Below are 19178 nucleotides of genomic sequence, written 5' to 3' on the forward strand. Positions count from 1 at the left end.
TCAGCCTAGCGGAAGAAGGGCGGCCGCGATCCAGCGCTCCTCGCCGCGAAGCATACCCCAGGTCCGGGCCGCGGCGCGACTGTCCATCGATTCGACGCCGATGCCGCGCGCCTCCAGCGCCGCGACCAGCGCGCGCGGCGGAAAGGACGTGACCGCGCCAGTGCCGATGAGGATGAATTCAGGCTGCGGATCGAGCGAGAGGAGCGGAGCCAGATGCTCGACCGTCAATGCCCGAAGCTCGGGCGGCTCCCAGGAGTCCGCCCGCTCCGGCGTCAGCAGCAGCGCCTTGTAGATGCCCCCGTCGACCGAGAAGCCGCCGCCGGCAAAGCCCTGGACAACCGGGCCGCTGGCCGCGGGATCGCGGTCGATCCTGGGCATCAATAGCCTTCGTTGTGGCTCGCCACCCGCTCGGCCCCGCCCGGCGCGGCCGTCTTGGGGATGAAGCTGTCGGAATTGACCTTCAGCCAGACGAGCCAGGGCGCGGCGATGTAGATCGTCGAGTAGGTGCCGATGACGACGCTGATCAGCAGGGCCGTGGTGAAGCTCTGGATGACGTCGGGGCCGAGAAACATCAGCGAGCCTAGCGCCAGCAGCATGGCGAGGTTGGTCGCGATGGTGCGCGCCAGCGTCTCGTTCATCGACAGGTTGAGCAGCGAAGTAATGTCCATCTTGCGGTATTTGCGCAGATTCTCGCGCACTCGGTCGTAGATGACGATGGTGTCGTTCAACGAATAGCCGATCAGCGTCAGCAGCGCCGCGATGACGTTCAAGTCGAACTCCATCTGGGTCAGCGCGAAGAATCCGAGCGTGATCGTCACGTCATGGAACAGCGAGAAGAGCGAGCCGACGCCGAACTGCCATTCGAACCGAATCCAGATGTAGATGGCGATGCCGATCATCGCGAGCAGCAGCGCCAGCGCACCGTCGCGCACCAACTCGTCCGAGACCTTGCCCGAGACCGTCTCGACCGCGTCGATGCGGGAGCCGGGATACTCGGCCTCGAGCATGTCGCGCACCCGCGAGGCCGCGGCGTTGGCGCCCTCTTCGCCGCCCTCGGGCAGCGGCAGCCGGATCGAAACCTCGCTGGGAGAGCCGAATTCCTGAATGCTGGGTTCGCCGAGGCCGATGCCGCCGACATCGTCGCGCAGCTCGTCGAGCGAGACCGGCTGGGCGAAGCTCACGCGAAGCATCTGGCCGCCGGCGAAATCGACGCCGAAGTTCAGGCCCTTCACGGCGACCAGCGCGACCGACGCCACGATCATCATCACCGAGAAGGTGATGGCGATCCCGCGCCAGCGCAGGAAATCGATGTTGGTATTGTCGGGAACCAGTTTGAGAAGACGCATGTCGGTCCCTTAAATCCTGAGCGCCGTCGGTCGCTTGCGGCCCAGCCATAGCGACACGAACATGCGGGTGACGGTGACGGCGGTGAACACAGACGTGACGATGCCGATCATCATCACGACCGCGAAGCCGCGCACCGGGCCGGAGCCGAAATAGAAGAGCAGCATGCCGGCGATGACGTTGGTGATGTTGGCGTCGAAGATCGCCGTCTGCGCTTCCTTGTAGCCATGCTCGATCGACGAGATGATCGTCCGCCCCCGCCGCGCTTCCTCGCGGATGCGCTCGTTGATGATGACGTTGGCGTCGACCGCCGCGCCGATCGTCAGCACGAAGCCGGCGATGCCGGGCAGGGTCAATGTCGCGTTGAAGATCGCCATGATGCCGAGAATCAGCAGCACGTTCAGGATCAGCGCGATATTGGCGTAGACGCCGAAGCGGCCATAAGTGAGGAGCATGAAGGCGAGGACGAGCACGGTGCCGACCACGCCGGCGATGATGCCGAGACGGATGGAATCGGCGCCGAGGTCGGGGCCGACGGTCCGCTCCTCGACCACCTTCAGCTCGACCGGCAACTTGCCGGAGCGCAGCTGGATGGCGAGGTCGTTGGCGCTCTCGACGGTGAAGCTGCCGGATATCTGCGCCTGGCCGCCGAGGATCGGCTCGTTGATGTTGGGCGCCGAGATGACGACGTCGTCGAGGATGATGGCGAAGGGCTTGCCGACATTGTCCTGCGTCACCCGGGCGAAGCGACGCCCGCCGGCACCATCGAAGCGGATGTTGACGACCGGCTCGTTGGTCGTCGCGTCGAAGCCCTGCTGGGCGTCGATCAGCTGGTCGCCGGTCACCATCGCGCGACGCTCGACCGCGATATAGGGGACGCCCATGGGATTATCCGGATAGGGCAGGACCTGGCTTCCCGGCGGCGCCCGGCCTTGGGCCAGCTGCGCCGGATCGGCATCGAGATCGACCAGCTTGAAATCGAGCCGCGCCGTCTTGCCGAGCAGCTCCTTCAGGCCTTCGGGATCATCGAGGCCCGGGACCTGGACGAGGATGCGGTCGCTGCCCTGGCGAACGATCGTCACCTCGCGCGTGCCGTCCGGATCGACGCGGTTGTAGACCACCTCGCGGGCCACATCCATGGCGCTGTCGAGCGCCGCTCCCAGGCCGGACTGGGTCGGCGTCAGCACGATGCGGCTGGTGTCGATGACGTTGACGTTCCAGTCGCGCTGGCCGCCGAGGCCGATCGGCTGGGTGATCGATCGCATGATCTCCACCGCCGCGTCGACGCGGGCGGGATCGCGCACCATGAAGCTGACCTTGCCGCCGGAGGTCGAAATATCACCGATCTGGATTCGAGGCGACGCGCGGCGCATTTCGGTGCGCACCGTCTCCTCCATCAGCGCGATGCGCTGCTGGGCTACGTCGCTCGTGTCGGCCTCGAGCAGCAGGTGGCTGCCGCCGGCGAGGTCGAGGCCAAGGTTGACCTGCATGCGCGGGAGGAAGCTCGGCCACTTGGCCACCTGCTCTTCAGGAAAGAAGCTGGGGACGGCGAAGGCGACGCCGACGACCAGCAATAGGCTGACCCACCAGACCTTCCAGCGCGGGAAATCGAGCATGGCGTCAGTCGTTCGCGGGCTTGGTGCCGTGCGGGCGCACGTCGGACAGGGTGGATTTGAGCGCCTTCACCCGGACACCCTGGGCAATCTCGACCTCGACCTCGGCCTCGTCGACCTTGGTGACCTTGCCGACCAAACCGCCGCCGGTGACGACCATGTCGTTCTTCTTCACCGCCTGGATCATCGCCTGATGCTGCTTCATCCGGCGCTGCTGCGGACGGATCAACAGGAAGTAGAAGATGACGAAGATGAGGACCAGCGGGAAGATCGAGACGAAGAACCCCGCGGCTCCTCCCGTGGCGGCGGCGCCGTTTGCGGCATAAGCGGGCGTTGCGAACATGAATATCTTACCTGATGAGAAGCGATCCGGGGCGGACCCGTCCAGAAGGGCGCGCGACTATCATGGCGATGGCCCGTTAGGCAAGCAAGGCCGGTCGCGTCGGGAGACCCGGGCTGAGACATCCGCGCTTCGGCTTCCATTCGTTATTGATAATCAATCGCAGCATGCTAATCGTGCCGCATGACCGGCACCGCTCACGCTCCGCGCCGCCTCTCCTCCAGGCTGGCTCCCGCCCTCCTCTGCTCGCTTTTCCTTGCTCTCCTGGTGCTCGCGCTGCCCGCCCAGGCGCAGTCCGGCGACAACGGCGTGCAGACCACGTGGCGGCTGCTCGACTATATCGCCGTCGATTATGGAGCGGCGGTGCAGGACGGCCGGATCGTCAGCCAGTTCGAATATGACGAAATGGTCGAGTTCTCCAACTCGGTCGGCGAGCGCATCGCGGCGCTGCCCGCGTCGCCGGCGCAGGCCGAATTGACGGCGGATGCGAGCCGTCTGCGGGAGGCGATCGTGGCCAAGGTGCCCCCTTCCGAGGTAGCCACGCTCGCGCGCGGCCTCGCCGCCGACCTGCTGGCGGCCCATCCGGTGCCGCTCGCGCCGACGACCGCTCCGGATGTCGACAGCGCGGCCGCGCTTTACGCGCAGAACTGCGCCGCCTGCCACGGCGCCGCGGGAGAGTCGCCCCCGGCCGCCTTCGCCGCGCTCGATCCGCCGCCGATCGACTTCACGGATCGCGAGCGGGCGAGGGAGCGGAGCGTCTTCGGCCTCTATCAGGTCATCACGCAAGGCCTCGAAGGCACGACGATGCAGAGCTTCGCGTCGATGCCGGATCAGGACCGCTGGGCGCTCGCCTCCTATGTCGGCGGAATCGCCTTCGAAGGCGCCGCCGAGGGCGAGCAAATCTGGAACGACAATGAGGAGCTGCGCCGGCTCATTCCCGACATGGCGGCGCTGACCGCCATCACCCCGGCGGCGCTCGCGGACAAGATCGGCGAAGAGCAGGCCTATGCGGTGATCGCCTATCTCCGCGCCAATCCCGGCGCGGTCGTGGCCACCGGCGGCTCGGGTTCGCTCGATATGGTGCGCGACAAGCTCGCGCAGAGCCTCGCCGCCTACGCTACAGGCGATCGGAAGGCCGCCGTGGAGCTCGCTCTTTCGGCCTATCTCGACGGCTTCGAGCCGGTCGAGGCGGTGCTCGCGACTCGCGACGGCAAGCTGATGCTGGAAGTCGAACAGGCGCTTTCCGGCTACCGGGCGGCGGTTTCCGCCGGTCGCCCGGAGGCGGAGCTCAGGCAGCAGCTTGCCGAAATCGACGGGCTCCTCGCCCGCGCCGAGACCGCGCTGGCCCCCGAAGCGGCGAGCGAGCTCTCCACCTTCCTCGGCGCCTTCGCCATCTTGCTGCGCGAGGGGCTGGAGGCGCTGCTGGTGGTGATCGCCATGATCGCCTTCCTGCGCAAGGCCGACCGGACCGAGCAGCTGCGCTACGTCCATGGCGGCTGGGTCGCGGCCCTCGTCGCCGGCGTCGCCACCTGGTTCGCCGCCACCCATTTCATCACCATCAGCGGCGCGAGCCGTGAGTTGACCGAAGGCTTCGGCGCGCTGCTCGCGGCCGTCGTGCTGCTGTCCGTCGGCATCTGGATGCACGGCAAGTCGCAGGCCGACGAATGGCGGCGCTACATCCAGTCGAAGATGAACAGCGCGCTTTCGCGCGGCTCGGCCTGGTTCATGGCCGCCCTCGCCTTCGTCGTCGTCTATCGGGAGGTGTTCGAGACGATCCTCTTCTACGCCGCCCTGTGGACGCAGGGGAATGGCGGGACGATTCTGGCCGGCGCGGTGGCCGCGCTGGTGCTGCTGGCGATCATCGCCTGGGTGATGCTGCGCTACAGCCGCAAGCTGCCGATCACGCAGTTCTTCGCCTACAGCTCGATCCTGATCGCCGTTCTCGCCGTCGTTCTCGCCGGCAAGGGCGTGGCCGCGCTGCAGGAGGCGGGCATGCTCCCGATCACGCTGGTGCCCGATGGTCCGAGGGTGCCGATCCTCGGTATCTCGCCGACCGCCGAGGCGCTGGGAGCGCAGCTCCTGACCCTGCTGATCGTCATCTTCGGCTTCCGCTCGACCCGGCGGAGCAAGAGCGAGGCCGCGGCTACTCCCGCCGAGTGATCCGCCGTCGGCAAGGCCTTGGATTCCGTCGCGACAATCGCGTAGGTGGTGCGCAAGAGGCGCGGCGCGTTGCCGCGTGACGGTTAGGAGAATGGCCGATGGCGGGCGTGAACAAAGTGATTCTGGTCGGCAACCTCGGCGACGATCCCGAGGCGCGGTCGCTGAACAATGGCGGCGAGGTGGTGAACCTTCGCGTCGCCACGTCCGAGAGCTGGAAGGACCGGGACGGCAACCGCCAGGAGCGGACCGAGTGGCACCGCGTCGTGATCTTCAACGAGAATCTCGGCCGCGTCGCCAAATCCTATCTGCGCAAGGGGTCGAAGGTCTATCTGGAAGGCCAGCTCCAGACCCGCAAATGGCAGGACCAGTCGGGCCAGGACAAATATTCGACGGAAGTCGTGCTGCAGCGTTTCCGCGGTGAGCTCGTCCTGCTCGACAGCAAGGGCGGCGGATCGGGCGGCGGTGGCTATGGCGACGATTATGGAGACAGCAGCGGCTTCGGCGGCGGCAACCGTCCCCAGTCTCGCCCGCAGCCCGCTTTCGACAGCGACCTGGACGACGACGTCCCGTTCTGACCCGTTAGACCGTTAGATCATTGCGAGCGCAGTGAAGCAATCCAGTCCCTCAGCTGGATTGCTTCGTCGCTTTGCTCCTCGCAATGACGATGCGGCAAATGCCAGAGATTGGCTCAATCTAGCCCTGATCGGGTTCCCGGCTGGGGGCACCGATCGACCAGCGGTGGCCGAACGGGTCCTTGAGCTGGCCGTAGCGATCGCCCCAGAATTGGTCGGCGAGCGGCATCGTCACCTCCGCGCCGGCGCCGACCGCGCGCGACCAGGCCTGATCGGCATCCTCGACCGCCAGGTGAATCTTGACGCCGGCGGGTGCCGGCGCGGCACCGCCGCCATGAAATTCCGGAAAATCGTCGGACAGCATGAGGTCGGCGCCGTTGACGGAGAGATGCGCGTGCATCAGCCGCTTGCCGTCATCGGCCGGATGACGGCCGAGCTCCTCGGCGTCGAAGGCGCGCTTATAGAAATCGACCGCCTCATTCGCTCGGCCGCCGCCAATGGTGAGATAGGGTGTGACGCCGTTCATGATGCTCTCCCTTCCGTCTATGACTTGCGGAGGACGGCGAATGGACTGCGCTTCTCCTTGGCCTCGGCCTCTTCGCGCGCTGCCTGCGTCTCGTCCTTGATTCCGGCGGCGTCCAGCGCCGCCTCGGCTTCGGGCGAGCGGGGGTAGGGCTCCAGGGCGAGCGACAGGGTCTCCGCCACCGCCTCGCCGACATCGATCATGGCTCCGTCATAGAAGATGACGTCCATCTCCGCCTCGCCCAGCTCGATCTCTTCCTCCGCCCCGGTGGCTGGCTGCGGCCGGAACTCGAGGGCGAAAGGCTCCTCGATCTCGGCCGGCACGGGATTGCCGGTCACGACGCAGTTTTGGGTGACGGCTGCCTGCAATGTGCCGTTCGCCGCGATCCTGTCGCCTTTCCGGCTCATCGACAGCCGGGCGAAGAGCCGATCGATGGCGGCAAGGTCGAAACGCTCGGCCAGTGCCGCCCGCTCCGGCGCGTCGGCGGCGATCTCCATCGTCCGGGCGGCATCGCCCAGCGTGTCGATCCGCACCGTCCGGCTGAACTCGGGCATCATGACCTTGGCACCTCCCCGGCCAGCAGCCGGTCGGCGGGAAAGGCCGCCATCCGGTCGCGAAGATCGGCGAGCCGGGCGCTCACGAAGCGCACCGCCGCCTCGGAGGGCGGCGACTCGTGGAAGATGTTCCGCGTCACCGGCGTATCCAGGGGGCCAGCGGCCGCTTCGCGAAAGGCGGCGACGCGGCCGCCGAGCGCGCTCACCATCCGGCCGACATGCTTGCCGACCATCAAATCGCCGATCCCCAGTTGCCGCACGCTGCCGTCCATATCCGCGATGAAGGCTTCGGTCAGGAGCACCGACTCGTCCTTCGCGGCGTCGCCCTCCCGTTCCAGCCTGAGGAGCACCAGCGCCAGCACGGCCGCGACCATGTCGAAGCGGCCGTCGAGCGTGTCGGGGACCTCGCCCTCTCGATACCAGGCGGGGTCGCGCGCGAGCGCAACGATCTCCGCATAGAGCGGGCGAAGGCGCTCGCGATCGCGCTTTTCGCCGAAGATTCGCGACAGGAAGGCCAAACTATCCTCTTGAGTCGGAGCGAGGCGCTCTTGCGCCTGTAGGTCGATCTTGCATATTGGGGCGAGACGCGGCCGCCCGCAAGGCGTGCCCCGGCGGCGGAGCAGGGCGCCGGCCGTTTTCAGGAGACTTTCGCGCATGACTCTCGCCTCAGCCCGTTTCGCCGGACCCGCACTGGCGCTGTTCCTCGGCCTTGCCGCCGCCGGCTGCACGGCCATCCCCGACCGCCAGGGCTATGTCATGGATCCCGTGCTCGTCTCGGCGATACAGCCGGGGATCGACAACCAGCAGTCGGTGCAGGCGACGCTCGGCCGGCCGACCTTCACCGGCCAGTTCACCGAGCGCGACTGGTATTATGTCTCGCGCCAGACGCGTCAGCTCGCCTTCAACAATCCCAAGCCGGTCGACCAGACGGTGCTCCATGTGCGTTTCGACGAAGCCGGCAACGTCGCCTCCGTCGAGCAATCCGGCCTCGATCAGGTGGTGGGGATCGATCCCATGAACGCCGAGACGCCGACCCTCGGCCGCAAGCGCGGCTTCTTCCGGGAGCTGTTCGGCAATATCGGCCAGGTCGGTGCCGGCGGCATGAACGCGCCCACGAGCAACCGGGACTGACCGTTCCGGCCGCCGATGGGACGGCCGGCGTTCAGCGCACGATTCCGCCCGCCGCCAGTACGGCCAGGGTGACGAGGTCCGACGCGGTGGAGGTCATCGCGGCGACCTGCACCGGCTGCGCCATGCCGACCAGCATCGGTCCGATCACCGCGTCGCCGCCCAGCTCCTTCAAGAGCTTCGCAGACAGGTTGGCCGACTGGAGGCCGGGCATGACCAGCACATTGGCGGGGCCGGTGAGGCGGCTGAACGGATAGATGGGCGCGAGCGACCGGTTGAGCGCCACGTCGGGCGCCATCTCGCCTTCATATTCGAAATCGGTGCCGCGTTGGTCGAGAAGGCGGACCGCGCCCCTTATATTCTCGAGGAAGGTGCCCTCCGGATTGCCGAACGTCGAATAGGAGAGGAAGGCGACGCGCGGCTCATGGCCCATGCGCCGCGCCACGGCCGCGGTTTGCGTCGCGATATCGGCGAGTTGTTCAGAGGTCGGCCGCTCGGTCACGGTCGTGTCGGCCATGAAGATGGTGTGGCTCTGGCCGACCAGCACATGGATGCCGAACGGCGTGCAGCCCGGCTTGGCGTCGAGCACGCGGCGGAGTTGACGTATGGTCTGGCCATAGGGCCGCGTCACGCCGCTGATCAGCGTGTCGGCCTCGCCCAGCGCGAGCAGCAACGCCGCGAAGGTGTTGCGGTCCTGGTTCACCATGCGCTCGACTTCGCGGCGAAGATAGCCGCGCCGCTGCAGCCGTTCGTATAGATAATCGGCCATTTCCGGCACGCGGCCATAGGTGCGGCTGTTGACGAACTCGAAGCTTTCGGGGTCGTCGACGCCGAGCGCGCGAAGCCGGTCCGGCACATCGTCACGGCCGACGAGGATGGGAATGCCATAGCCGCCGTCGCGGAAGGCGATGGCGGCGCGAAGCACGACATCCTCTTCGCCTTCGGCGAAGATCACCCGCTTTGGATCGGCCTTCGCGCCTTCATAGGCGAGGGTGAGCACCGACGTGGTGGGATTGAGCCGCGACTTCAGCTGGGTGCGATATTCCTCGAGATCCTTGATCGGGAAGCGGGCGACGCCGCTCTCCATGGCTGCCTTGGCGACCGCGGCAGGCACGACCTCCATCAGCCGCGGGTCGAAAGGCGCGGGGATGATATAGTCGGCGCCGAAGCTGTGCGCCTTGCCGCCATAGGCCGCTGCGACCTCCTCGGGCACGGCCTCGCGAGCGAGCTCGGCGAGGGCCTGCGCGGCGGCGATCTTCATCTCGTCGTTGATGGTGGTTGCGCGCACGTCGAGCGCGCCCCGGAAGATGAAGGGGAAGCCCAGCACGTTGTTCACCTGGTTGGGATAGTCGGAGCGGCCGGTGGCGATGATGGCGTCGGGCCGCGCTGCCTTGGCTTCGGGCGGCGTGATCTCGGGATCGGGATTGGCCATCGCGAAGATGATCGGGCTCTTGGCCATGGCCTTCACCATCTCGGGTTTCAGCGCGCCGGCCGCCGAGAGACCGAGGAAGATGTCGGCGCCGTCCAGCGCCTCGGCAAGGGTCCGGCGGTCGGTGTCCACCGCATGGGCGGACTTCCACTGGTCCATGCTCCCTTCGCGCCCTCGATAGATCACGCCCTTGCGGTCGCACATGATCACATTGTCGGGACGCACGCCCATCGACTTGATGAGCTCGGTGCAGGCGATCGCGGCCGCGCCGGCGCCGTTCACCACCACCCGCACGTCCTTCAAATCCCGGCCGGTCAGGTAGCAGGCGTTGATCACGCCGGCGGCGGTGATGATCGCGGTGCCGTGCTGGTCGTCGTGGAAGACGGGGATGTTCATCCGCTCGCGCAGCGTCTGCTCGATGATGAAGCATTCCGGCGCCTTGACGTCCTCGAGGTTGATGCCGCCGAAGCTCGGCTCCAGGAGGGCGACCGCGTTGATGAAGGCGTCGACGTCCTCCGTCGCGACCTCAAGATCGATCGAGTCGACGTCGGCGAAGCGCTTGAACAGGACCGCCTTGCCTTCCATCACCGGCTTGGCGGCGAGGGGGCCGAGATTGCCGAGGCCGAGAATGGCGGTGCCGTTGGAAATGACGGCAACGAGATTGCCCTTGGCGGTGAGGTCGTAGGCCGCGGCGGGATCTTCGGCGATGGTGCGAACCGGCACGGCAACGCCGGGGGAGTAAGCGAGGCTCAGGTCGCGCTGCGTCGCCATCGGCTTGGAGGCGATGATCTCGATCTTGCCGGGCCGTCCTTCGGCGTGGAAGGCGAGCGCTTCGGCTTCGGAAAATTTGACGTTGCTGCCTTCGCTCATGCGGGCCTCTCCTATTTTCGCCTGCTCTAGGCGCCGATTTGCGATGGGGGCAAGCCACAAGCCGGTTTCATGAAGCGTGCCGAGCCTTTATCGCTGAACGGATGGCGACCAAGCTCAAGGAAACGGCCTCCGCGCCCACACCCATGATGGCGCAGTATCTGGCGCTGAAAGGGGAGGTGGAGGATTGCCTGCTCTTCTACCGGATGGGGGACTTCTTCGAGCTGTTCTTCGACGACGCCAAGGCGGCGGCCGCCTGCCTCGACATCGCCCTGACCGCGCGGGGTGAACATGAGGGGCAGCCGATACCGATGTGCGGCGTCCCGATCCACGCCGCCGAATCCTATCTCGCGCGGCTGATCAAGGCCGGCCACCGCGTCGCCATCGCCGAGCAGACCGAAAGCCCGGCCGAGGCCAAGAAGCGCGGCTCCAAGGCCGTCGTCGCCCGCGCCATAGTCCGCGTCGTCACCGCCGGGACCCTCACCGAAGAGGCGCTGCTCGATTCGCGCGCCTCCAACTGGCTGGTGGCGGTGGCGCGGGCGGGCGAACGCTTCGGCCTCGCCGCCGCCGATATTTCGACCGGCCGCTTCGAATTGACGTCCGTGTCATCGGGGGCGCTCGATTCGGAGCTGGCGCGGCTGGGGGCGGCGGAAATAATCTCTCCCGAGCCGCTTACGGGCGTGATCGAGCGCCGCGCCGGGTTCGATAGCCTCTCGGCCGAACGGCGGCTCAAGGAGCGGTTCGGGGTCGCCACCCTGGACGGTTTCGGCCAGTTCGACCGCGCCGCGCTCGCCGCGGCCGGCGGCCTCCTCGCCTATCTCGAGGAAGTTGCGCGAGAATCGCTGCCCTTCCTCCGGCCGCCGGTAGCGCTCGCGGCCGACGATCACATGATGATCGACGCGGCGACGCGGGAAAGCTTGGAGCTTACCAAATCGCAGGCGGGCACCCGCGCGGGCAGCCTGCTCGCCGCCGTGGACCGCACCGTGACGGGTGCCGGCGCCCGCCTGCTCGCCGCCGATCTCGGCGCGCCTCTGCTCGACCGCTCGGCCATCGAAGCGCGGCTCGACCTGGTGGCGTTGTTCGAAGGCGATTCCGGTTTCCGCGACGCCATAAGGAAGCAGCTCAAGGCGCTTCCCGACATCGGCCGGGCGCTCGGGCGGCTGGCCGCCGGCCGCGGCTCCCCGCGCGACCTCGGGCAACTCCGGGACGGACTCAACGAAGCGCGCCGCCTTCACGACCGGCTGGCTCGCGAGGCCGAGCAGCCTCCGCTTCTCGCGGCGCTGCTGCCGACGCTCACCGGCCACGGCGCCTTGGTCGACCTGCTGTCGCGCGCGCTGGTGCCTGCGCCGCCGATCGATACCGCGCAGGGCGGCTATATCGCCGAGGGCTATGATGCCGCGCTGGACGAGCTTCGCGCCACCGGTGGCGAGGGGCGGCGGGCGATCGCCGGGCTGGAAGCGAAATACCGTCAGCAGACCGGCATTCCGGCGCTGAAGATCCGGCACAATGGCGTCCTCGGCTACCATATCGAGGTGCCGGCCAAGCATGCCGACAAGCTGATGGGCGCGGACTCGGGCTTCACCCACCGCCAGACCCTGGCCGGCGTCGTCCGCTTCAACGCGCCCGACCTTCACGAGCAGGCGGTGCGGGTCGGCCAGGCAGGCGCTCACGCGCTCGCCGCCGAAGCCGCGCATCTGGAAGAGCTGATCGCGGCCGCGCTGGAACGTGCCAACGTGATCGCCGCCGCCGCCGACGCGCTGGCGCGGCTCGATGTCGCGGCGGCGCTGGCCGAACGCGCGGCCGAGGGCGGCTGGTGCCGCCCGCATTTCGAGACGCACAGCTGCTTCGAGATCGAAGCCGGGCGGCATCCGGTGGTGGAGGACGCGCTGCGCACGAGCGGCGACCGCTTCGTCGCCAACGATTGCGCGCTGTCGGAGGACGGGCGTCTCTGGCTCGTCACCGGTCCCAATATGGGCGGCAAGTCGACCTTCCTTCGCCAGAATGCCCTCATCGCCATCCTCGCCCAGGCGGGCGCCTATGTGCCCGCCGCCCGGGCGAAGCTCGGCCTCGTCGACCGGCTGTTCAGCCGCGTCGGCGCGTCCGACAATCTCGCGCGCGGCCGCTCGACCTTCATGGTCGAGATGGTCGAGACCGCCGCCATCCTTTCCCAAGCGACGGAACGCAGCTTCGTCATCCTCGACGAGGTCGGCCGCGGCACCTCCACCTATGACGGCCTCGCCATCGCCTGGGCGGTGGTCGAGGCGATCCACGACCGCAATCGCTGCCGCTGCCTCTTCGCCACCCATTATCACGAGTTGACCCGGCTGGCGGAGCGGCTCGACGCTCTGTCCCTCCATCACGTCCGCGCGCGCGAGTGGAAGGGCGAGCTCGTCTTCCTCCACGAAGTGGCGGAAGGGCCGGCCGATCGCAGCTACGGCCTCGCCGTCGCCAAGCTGGCCGGCTTGCCGCCGCCCGTTCTCGCCCGCGCCCGCTCGGTCCTCGCCAAACTGGAGGAAGGCCGCGCCGCCACCGGCGGCATCGCCGCAGGCCTCGACGACCTCCCCCTCTTCGCCGCTGCGGCCGAGGCCGAGCCCAAGACGGATCCGCTTCGCGACGCGCTGGGCGAGATCGAGCCGGACGCGCTCAGCCCGCGCGAGGCGCTGGACGCGCTCTACCGGCTCAAGCGGCTGTCGGCGGAGTCTCCGGCGGACGCGAATAGTCGCTGATCGCCTCGAACATGACGGTGAGCGCGTGCCGCTCCTCCTCCGTTAGTTCCGGCCGCCAGACCTCGAACAGCAGGATGGCGCGGATCGCGTCGCCGTCGTTCCAGGCCTCATGCTCGATGCTGTCGTCGAACAGCAGCGGCTTGCCTTCCTCCACCACCCGCGTCTCGTTTCCGACGCGGAGGCGGCAGCCCTCGGGCACGATCAGCGGGATGTGGCAGATGAGGCGGGTGTTCACCATGCCGCAATGGGGCTCGATATGCGTCCCCGGCCTGAGGATCGAGAACAGGGCGATCGGCCATCGTTCATTGATGCGCGGCATCGGCGCCGCCTCCAGCGCCTTCATCGTCGCCGGGCAGCGCGCCGCGTTCTCGGCGATCGGCTCGCCGTCACGCCACAGGTGAAAGGCGCTCCAGCTCGGATCGTCGAGCAGCTTGTGCGTCGTCTCCGGACGGTCTTTGGCGCGCTGGACATAGGGCGCGACACCGCCGTGGCCCGCCAGCACGGCCTCGGCCTCGGCGCGCATGTCCGGCAGCGCCGCCAGCATGTCGTCGAGCCAGGGAAAGTCCTCGGCCTCGTAGAAGGCGATTTGCGGAAGCCGCGGATAATAGAAGCTGGTCGGCTGCTGGAGCTGCGGCGCCTTCGCGCCGGTCAATATGTCGATCGATTCGGCGAAGCGCCCATAGCTTTGGCTAAGATCGATACCTGCGGACGCGAGCCGACCGGTCAGATGATCTTGGAAGCGGCCGGTCGCGGCGCGGGTCGCCGCCTCGGCGCGGCGTAGCCCGTCCACAAGGTCGTTCGGCAGCGGTCCCGCACCCTGGGCGAGACTGAGCGCCCGCTTGTACCAGGAGACGGCCGCGCGGTCCTCGCCGCTCCGCGTCAGCAGGTCGCCCTTCATCAGGTTGGCGCGCAGGTTCCGCGGATCGGCGGCGAGCACCTGGTCCAGCGCCCGCTCCGCAGCCGCCGCATCCCCTTGCATCTCACAGGTGCGGGCGAACAGCATCCAGGCGCGCGGTGGAGCGTTGCCCGTGCCCGTGAACCTCTCCAGCGCCGCGCGCGCTCCTGCCACGTCGCCCCGGCGCAGCGCCTCGAAACCGGCCTGCTCCAGTGGACTGAGCTGAGTGTCTCCCCCTACCATGGCTTAGGATCATAACCGCACCTGCGCCGCCCGCAATGCGCCAGGTGACGGGCGACCCCGCTTTCCCTATCTTCGCACTATGGACTCCCGCTTCGCCGCCCTCAGCCAGCGCCGCGCAATCGTCGACCGTAGGGCGCTGGCCGACGAGATCGCCGGCCTCGGCGCGCGCGGCAAGGCCAGGGTGACCAAGCTGCTGAAGCAGGCCCTGGCCGACGGCCGCGCCGAGATCGCCCGGCGCCTTGCCGAGAAGCCGTGGCAGGGGCGCGAGACCGCGACGGCCTATGCCTTTCTTACCGATCAGGTCGTCCGCCTCGCTTATGATTACGTCACCCAGCAACTCTATCCGCGCCCCAATCCCACCGCGGGGGAGCGGCTGACCCTGATGGCGGTCGGCGGCTACGGCCGCGGCGAGATGGCGCCTTGTTCGGACGTCGACATCGCCTTCGTCACGCCCTGGAAGCCGACACCCTGGGCCGAGCAGGTGATCGAGGCTTTGCTCTATCTCTTCTGGGACCTGGGGCTGAAGATCGGCCATTCCAGCCGCTCGGTCGACGACATGATCCGCATCGCGGCCGAGGATCATACCGTTCGCAGCGCCATCCTCGAATCGCGCTATCTTTGGGGTGACGAGGCCTTGTTCGACGAGGCCCAGGGGCGTTTCTGGAAGGAAGTCGTCGCCGGCCGCGCCCGCGCCTTCGTCACCGAGAAGCTCGAGGAGCGCAACGCCCGCCACAAGAGGTTGGGCGACAGCCGCTACGTGGTCGAACCCAACGTCAAGGAAGGGAAGGGCGGCCTTCGCGACCTCCACACCCTCTTCTGGATCGGCAAATATGTCTATCGGGTGCGGTCGGTGCCGGAGCTCGTCGAAAAAGGACTCCTCACTCTCGACGAGCTGCGCCAGTTCCAGAAGGCGGAGCGCTTCCTGTGGGCAGTGCGCTGCCACCTCCATCTCGTCGCCGGTCGCGCCGAGGATCGGCTCACCTTCGACTATCAGCGCGAGATCGCCGAGCGCATGAACTATGCGGACCGGCCCGGCAAATCGCCCGTCGAGCGCTTCATGCAGCATTATTTCCTCCACGCCAAAGCGGTCGGGGACCTCACGGGCGTCTTCCTCGCTCATCTCGACGAGCAGTTCGCCGGAAGCGGCCGCCGCTTCGGCCTGCCGGCGCTGCGCCGCCGTCCGCGCAAGCTCGAAGGCTTCGTGCTCGACCGGGGCCGTCTCGCCTTGCCGAACGATATATTCTTCGAGGAGGATCCGGTCCGCCTCCTCCAGATGTTCGCGCTGGCCGACCGTCACCAACTGGAGATTCACCCGCTGGCGATGCGCGCGGCGAGCCGCGACGCGCGGCTGATCGACAATGACGTGCGCGACGATCCGCGCGCCAACGCGCTTTTCCTCGATGTGCTGACCAGCCCACGCGATCCCGAAACGGTGCTGCGCTGGATGAACGAGGCCGGCGTGTTCGGCCGCTTCGTTCCCGACTTCGGCCGTGTCGTCGCGCAGATGCAGTTCGACATGTACCACCATTACACGGTCGACGAGCATTCGATTCGCGCGATCGGCCTGATGGCGAAGATCGAACGCGGCGAGCTCAAGGCCGACCACCCGATCTCGACGGCGATCATCCACCAGATCTCGTCGCGCCGCGCCCTATACGTCGCGGTGCTGCTCCACGACATCGCCAAGGGTCGCGGCGGCGACCACAGCATCCTTGGCGCCGAAGTCGCCCACCAGCTCTGCCCGCGGCTCGGCCTCGACGATGCAGAGACGGAGACGGTCGCCTGGCTGGTGCGCTGGCATCTCCTGATGTCCGCCACCGCCTTCAAGCGTGATCTCGCCGATCCCAAGACCATCGCCGACTTCGTCGGGCGGGTGAAAAGCCTGGAGCGGCTGCGCCTTCTCCTGCTGCTCACCGTGGTCGACATCCGCGCCGTGGGGCCCGGCGTCTGGAACGAATGGAAGCGCCAGCTGCTGCGCGAGCTGTTCGAAGCGGCGGAGGAACTGCTCCGGCTCGGCCACAAGCAGAAGGGTCGGCGCCAGCGGGTGGAGGCGACGCAGGAGGATTTGGCGAACCGGCTCGGTTGGGACGCAAGCCGTCTCGCCCGGCTCGGCTGGCGCCTTCCCGATTCCTACTGGCTGGCCGAACCGATCGAGGTGCTCGAGGCCAACGCCCGCTTCGTCGACAGAGCCGATCGCGCGCCTGCGACGACGGGGCCGTTATGGGCGGGCGTTCAGCCGGAGCGCGGCGGCACCCTCGTCACCATCTACGCCAAGGATCAGCCCGGCCTCTTCTACCGCGTGGCGGGAGCGATCAGCCTCGCCGGCGGCAACATCATCGACGCCCGGATCCACACCACCAACGACGGCATGGCGCTCGATAATTTCCTCGTTCAGGACCTGCGCGGCCTGCCCTTCGACGATTCGCACCAGCTGGAGCGGCTGGAGGAGGCGGTCACCGCCGCCGTCGCCGGACAGGAGCCGCGCATGGACCGTCTGGAGGCGAAGGCGTTGCCGCTGCCGCGCGCCGAGGCCTTCCCGATCCGCCCCGCCGTCTTCATCGATAACAAGGCGTCCAACCGCTATACGGTGGTAGAGGTCAATGCGCGCGACCGGGCCGCGCTGCTCAGCGGCCTGGCCCACGCACTATCGCAATCGAAGGCGACGATCCATTCCGCCCATATCGCCACCTACGGCGAGCGTGCCGTCGACGTCTTCTACATAACCGACCTTCACGAGGGGAAGATCGAGCGGCCGGCGCGGCTGAAGGCCATTCGCGAGCGGCTGCTGAAGGCCGCCGACTATGAGGTGGCGGCGGGCCGCGCCGCCGCCTGAGCCGCCTTCTTCTCGCGCCGCTGCGCCGCCTTTTCGGGCGGGACATAGCTGATCACCGTGTCGCCGGCTTCGGTCACCGGCCGTGCGTCGGTCGAGAAGAAGAGCAGCCGGCCGCTCGGCTTCAGCACGGCCAGGCTCTCGGCGCCCTCGGGCCGCGCGGCGAGATGGTCCTTCAGGCCGAATTCCTCGCTGAGCCGGGTGCGGCTGAATTGCCAGCCGGCGGCCTGACGCGTCACCAGCTCCTCGATCGAGGGGCCGCCCGGCATCAGCACGCGGCCACGAACCGGGCCCCGTTCCTGGTCGGCGCCGATCTGGCTGACGGCCTCGAAGCCGAGTTCCGGCCCGAGGTCGGCGCAGACGAGCGCGTTATAGGCGTCGTTGTCGGTGGCGGCGACCAGCTGCTGGAACTGCTTCATGTCGATGTGATCCTGGGTCACTTCGTCCAATATGTCGCCGCGATAGACGTCGAGCTCGGCCCTGCGGGCAGTGCGGAGCGCGAGCTTGCTCGTGTCGGCCACGGTAACCGGTATTTCGAGCTGCTTCAGTATCCGGCCAAAGGCGATCGTCCAGCTATTGGCGCCGATCAGCAGCACGCCGCGCCCCGGCCCCTGGTCGATGCCGAGATGTTCCGCGAGCTTCTGGGCGGTGAAGCCATGGGCGAAAATGGTCGCGACGACGACCCCGAATGACAGGGGAATGAGCGCGTCGGCGTCGGCCACGCCAAATTCGGTGAGGCGCAGCGCGAAGAGGCCGGTGATGGCGACGGCGACCACGCCGCGGGGCGCGATCCAGGCGATGAACAGGCGCTCCCGCCACGGCACCTTGGAAAGGAACAGGCTGACGAGCACCGTCACCGGCCGCACGACGAACAGGAGCAGGATGAGGAAGACGAGGAAACGCGCCTCGAACGCCCGCAGCGTCTCCCAATCGAGCGTGGCGGGGAGGATGATGAACACGCCCGAGACGAGCAGCACCCCCAAATCCTCCTTGAATCGGCGCAGCGCCTGGAAGGAATAGATCGGCCGGTTGGCGAGGGTGATGCCCATCACCGTCACGGTGACGAGGCCAGTCTCGTGCTGGATGAGGTCGGCGACGATGAAGCCACCTATGACGAAGACGAGAAGGACCGGCGCCTTCAGGAATTCGGGCACGAAGCCGCGCGGGAACAACCAGGTGATGGCATAGCCGAGGCCGAAGCCGATCAGGCCGGCCAGCAACGAGGAAAGGGCGACGTCGAGCGCGATGGCGCCGACGCTGACCTGCTCGCCCTGATAGGTGATGTAGGCGAAGATGAAGACGGCGAGCAGCGCGCCGATGGGGTCGTTGACGATGCCTTCCCATTTGAGGATGTTCGCCGGCCGCTGTCCGATGCGGAGCGTCCGCAGCATCGGCCCGATCACCGTCGGCCCGGTGACCACCAATATGCCGCCGAACAGCGCGGAGACGGGCAGGGAGAGGCCCGCGCCATAATAGGCGGCCGCGGTGCCGAGCGCCCAGCCGATCGGCACCCCTAAAATGACGAGCCGCAGCACCGCCGGGCCGGCATGATGGCGCAGCTCGCGGAAGTTGAGGCTGAGGCCGCCGTCGAACAGGATGACGGCGACGGCGAGCTTGATGATCGGTTCCTGCAGGGCGCCGAAATCGCGTTCCGGATCGATGATGCCGAGCACCGGCCCGGCGATGAGGCCGGTGAGCAGCATCAGCGCGATGGCGGGACGCCCCGTGCGCCAGGCGATCCACTGCGCGCCGACGCCGAGCACGCCGATGAGGGCGATCTTCACCATCAGCGAGTCGACGAAAAGCATCGCGTCTCCATGCCGCTGGGGCGCCGGCGGCGCAAACGGGAAGGGGCCCCCGCCCTTTACCGGCGAGAGCCCCTCCTGGTTCCGTCGGACGCCTATGCCTGAGCCGCGCTTGGCTCCCTGCCGTTGCGAGGAGCATAGCGAGGCAA

15 protein-coding genes are annotated in these 19178 nt (G+C 67.7%); 5 read left to right on the top strand and 10 right to left on the bottom strand.

Annotated features, from left to right (window positions below; all coding sequences use genetic code 11):
- From DF286_RS05540 to yajC, 4 genes are read right to left on the bottom strand one after another with little or no spacing between them, the layout of a single operon-like run.
- Complete coding sequence (locus DF286_RS05540) at positions 1–378, bottom strand: Mth938-like domain-containing protein (RefSeq protein ID WP_109270524.1); 378 nt, start codon at positions 376–378, stop codon at positions 1–3.
- The gene (gene secF / locus DF286_RS05545; RefSeq protein ID WP_109270525.1) at positions 378–1346 is read right to left on the bottom strand and encodes a protein translocase subunit SecF; all 969 of its coding nucleotides are present in this window, start codon (positions 1344–1346) and stop codon (positions 378–380) included. Before secF ends, DF286_RS05540 begins: the two co-directional genes overlap by 1 nt.
- 9 nt (positions 1347–1355) lie before the next feature.
- Positions 1356–2960: a protein translocase subunit SecD gene (secD, locus tag DF286_RS05550; protein ID WP_109270526.1), complete on the bottom strand. Its 1605-nt coding sequence runs from the start codon at positions 2958–2960 to the stop codon at positions 1356–1358.
- Between the two features lie 4 nt (positions 2961–2964).
- The gene (yajC, locus tag DF286_RS05555; RefSeq protein ID WP_109270527.1) at positions 2965–3300 is read right to left on the bottom strand and encodes a preprotein translocase subunit YajC; all 336 of its coding nucleotides are present in this window, start codon (positions 3298–3300) and stop codon (positions 2965–2967) included.
- Between the two features lie 180 nt (positions 3301–3480).
- Here yajC and DF286_RS05560 point away from each other — a divergent pair, with 180 nt between their 5' ends.
- Entirely contained in the window at positions 3481–5457 is a 1977-nt protein-coding gene (locus DF286_RS05560) for a cytochrome c/FTR1 family iron permease (RefSeq protein ID WP_109270528.1), read from the top strand.
- Positions 5458–5555: 98 nt separating this feature from the next.
- Positions 5556–6032, top strand: a complete 477-nt coding sequence (gene ssb, locus DF286_RS05565) for a single-stranded DNA-binding protein (protein ID WP_109270529.1) — start codon at positions 5556–5558, stop codon at positions 6030–6032.
- Between the two features lie 118 nt (positions 6033–6150).
- On the opposite strand, the gene DF286_RS05570 is transcribed toward ssb, so the two are convergent.
- From DF286_RS05570 to DF286_RS05580, 3 genes are read right to left on the bottom strand one after another with little or no spacing between them, the layout of a single operon-like run.
- Positions 6151–6555, bottom strand: coding sequence for a VOC family protein (locus tag DF286_RS05570; protein ID WP_109270530.1), 405 nt, complete (start codon positions 6553–6555; stop codon positions 6151–6153).
- Between the two features lie 17 nt (positions 6556–6572).
- Entirely contained in the window at positions 6573–7109 is a 537-nt protein-coding gene (locus tag DF286_RS05575; protein WP_109270531.1) for a YceD family protein, read from the bottom strand.
- Positions 7106–7762, bottom strand: coding sequence for a ubiquinol-cytochrome C chaperone family protein (locus tag DF286_RS05580; RefSeq protein WP_243444731.1), 657 nt, complete (start codon positions 7760–7762; stop codon positions 7106–7108). The genes DF286_RS05575 and DF286_RS05580 overlap by 4 nt, the downstream gene beginning before the upstream one ends.
- On the opposite strand from DF286_RS05580, the gene DF286_RS05585 reads away from it, so the two are divergent.
- Positions 7761–8237 carry an outer membrane protein assembly factor BamE gene (locus DF286_RS05585; protein ID WP_109270533.1) on the top strand — a complete coding sequence of 159 codons (477 nt, stop codon included), beginning with the start codon at positions 7761–7763 and terminating at the stop codon, positions 8235–8237. The genes DF286_RS05580 and DF286_RS05585 overlap by 2 nt on opposite strands.
- A gap of 31 nt (positions 8238–8268) precedes the next feature.
- Here the strand turns inward: DF286_RS05585 and DF286_RS05590 are convergent, their stop codons facing one another.
- A complete protein-coding gene (locus DF286_RS05590; RefSeq protein WP_109270534.1) occupies positions 8269–10533 on the bottom strand; it encodes an NADP-dependent malic enzyme in 2265 nt (754 codons plus the stop codon).
- A gap of 101 nt (positions 10534–10634) precedes the next feature.
- Between DF286_RS05590 and mutS the strand changes: the two genes are divergently transcribed.
- Positions 10635–13256 carry a DNA mismatch repair protein MutS gene (gene mutS, locus DF286_RS05595; protein WP_243444732.1) on the top strand — a complete coding sequence of 874 codons (2622 nt, stop codon included), beginning with the start codon at positions 10635–10637 and terminating at the stop codon, positions 13254–13256.
- Here the strand turns inward: mutS and DF286_RS05600 are convergent.
- A complete protein-coding gene (locus DF286_RS05600; RefSeq protein WP_109270535.1) occupies positions 13210–14394 on the bottom strand; it encodes an aspartyl/asparaginyl beta-hydroxylase domain-containing protein in 1185 nt (394 codons plus the stop codon). The two genes, mutS and DF286_RS05600, sit on opposite strands and share 47 nt — an antisense overlap.
- Before the next feature lie 79 nt (positions 14395–14473).
- Between DF286_RS05600 and DF286_RS05605 the strand changes: the two genes are divergently transcribed.
- Complete coding sequence (locus tag DF286_RS05605; RefSeq protein WP_109270536.1) at positions 14474–17227, top strand: [protein-PII] uridylyltransferase; 2754 nt, start codon at positions 14474–14476, stop codon at positions 17225–17227.
- On the opposite strand, the gene DF286_RS05610 is transcribed toward DF286_RS05605, so the two are convergent.
- Positions 17194–19032, bottom strand: coding sequence for a cation:proton antiporter (locus DF286_RS05610; RefSeq protein ID WP_170303940.1), 1839 nt, complete (start codon positions 19030–19032; stop codon positions 17194–17196). The genes DF286_RS05605 and DF286_RS05610 overlap by 34 nt on opposite strands.
- Between the last annotated feature and the right edge of the window lie 146 nt (positions 19033–19178).

It is taken from the genome of Sphingosinicella humi (genome assembly GCF_003129465.1).
Taxonomy (GTDB): Bacteria; Pseudomonadota; Alphaproteobacteria; order Sphingomonadales; family Sphingomonadaceae; genus Allosphingosinicella; species Allosphingosinicella humi.

Bases quoted from the DNA above. Each gene is read 5' to 3' on its own strand.
- mutS (WP_243444732.1), top strand. From the start codon at position 10,635: ATGGCGACCAAGCTCAAGGAAACGGCCTCCGCGCCCACACCCATGATG.
- secF (WP_109270525.1), bottom strand. From the start codon at position 1,346: ATGCGTCTTCTCAAACTGGTTCCCGACAATACCAACATCGATTTCCTG.
- DF286_RS05590 (WP_109270534.1), bottom strand. From the start codon at position 10,533: ATGAGCGAAGGCAGCAACGTCAAATTTTCCGAAGCCGAAGCGCTCGCC.
- DF286_RS05605 (WP_109270536.1), top strand. From the start codon at position 14,474: ATGGACTCCCGCTTCGCCGCCCTCAGCCAGCGCCGCGCAATCGTCGAC.
- DF286_RS05580 (WP_243444731.1), bottom strand. From the start codon at position 7,762: ATGCGCGAAAGTCTCCTGAAAACGGCCGGCGCCCTGCTCCGCCGCCGG.
- DF286_RS05575 (WP_109270531.1), bottom strand. From the start codon at position 7,109: ATGATGCCCGAGTTCAGCCGGACGGTGCGGATCGACACGCTGGGCGAT.
- DF286_RS05560 (WP_109270528.1), top strand. From the start codon at position 3,481: ATGACCGGCACCGCTCACGCTCCGCGCCGCCTCTCCTCCAGGCTGGCT.
- DF286_RS05600 (WP_109270535.1), bottom strand. From the start codon at position 14,394: ATGGTAGGGGGAGACACTCAGCTCAGTCCACTGGAGCAGGCCGGTTTC.
- yajC (WP_109270527.1), bottom strand. From the start codon at position 3,300: ATGTTCGCAACGCCCGCTTATGCCGCAAACGGCGCCGCCGCCACGGGA.
- ssb (WP_109270529.1), top strand. From the start codon at position 5,556: ATGGCGGGCGTGAACAAAGTGATTCTGGTCGGCAACCTCGGCGACGAT.
- DF286_RS05585 (WP_109270533.1), top strand. From the start codon at position 7,761: ATGACTCTCGCCTCAGCCCGTTTCGCCGGACCCGCACTGGCGCTGTTC.
- secD (WP_109270526.1), bottom strand. From the start codon at position 2,960: ATGCTCGATTTCCCGCGCTGGAAGGTCTGGTGGGTCAGCCTATTGCTG.
- DF286_RS05570 (WP_109270530.1), bottom strand. From the start codon at position 6,555: ATGAACGGCGTCACACCCTATCTCACCATTGGCGGCGGCCGAGCGAAT.
- DF286_RS05610 (WP_170303940.1), bottom strand. From the start codon at position 19,032: ATGCTTTTCGTCGACTCGCTGATGGTGAAGATCGCCCTCATCGGCGTG.
- DF286_RS05540 (WP_109270524.1), bottom strand. From the start codon at position 378: ATGCCCAGGATCGACCGCGATCCCGCGGCCAGCGGCCCGGTTGTCCAG.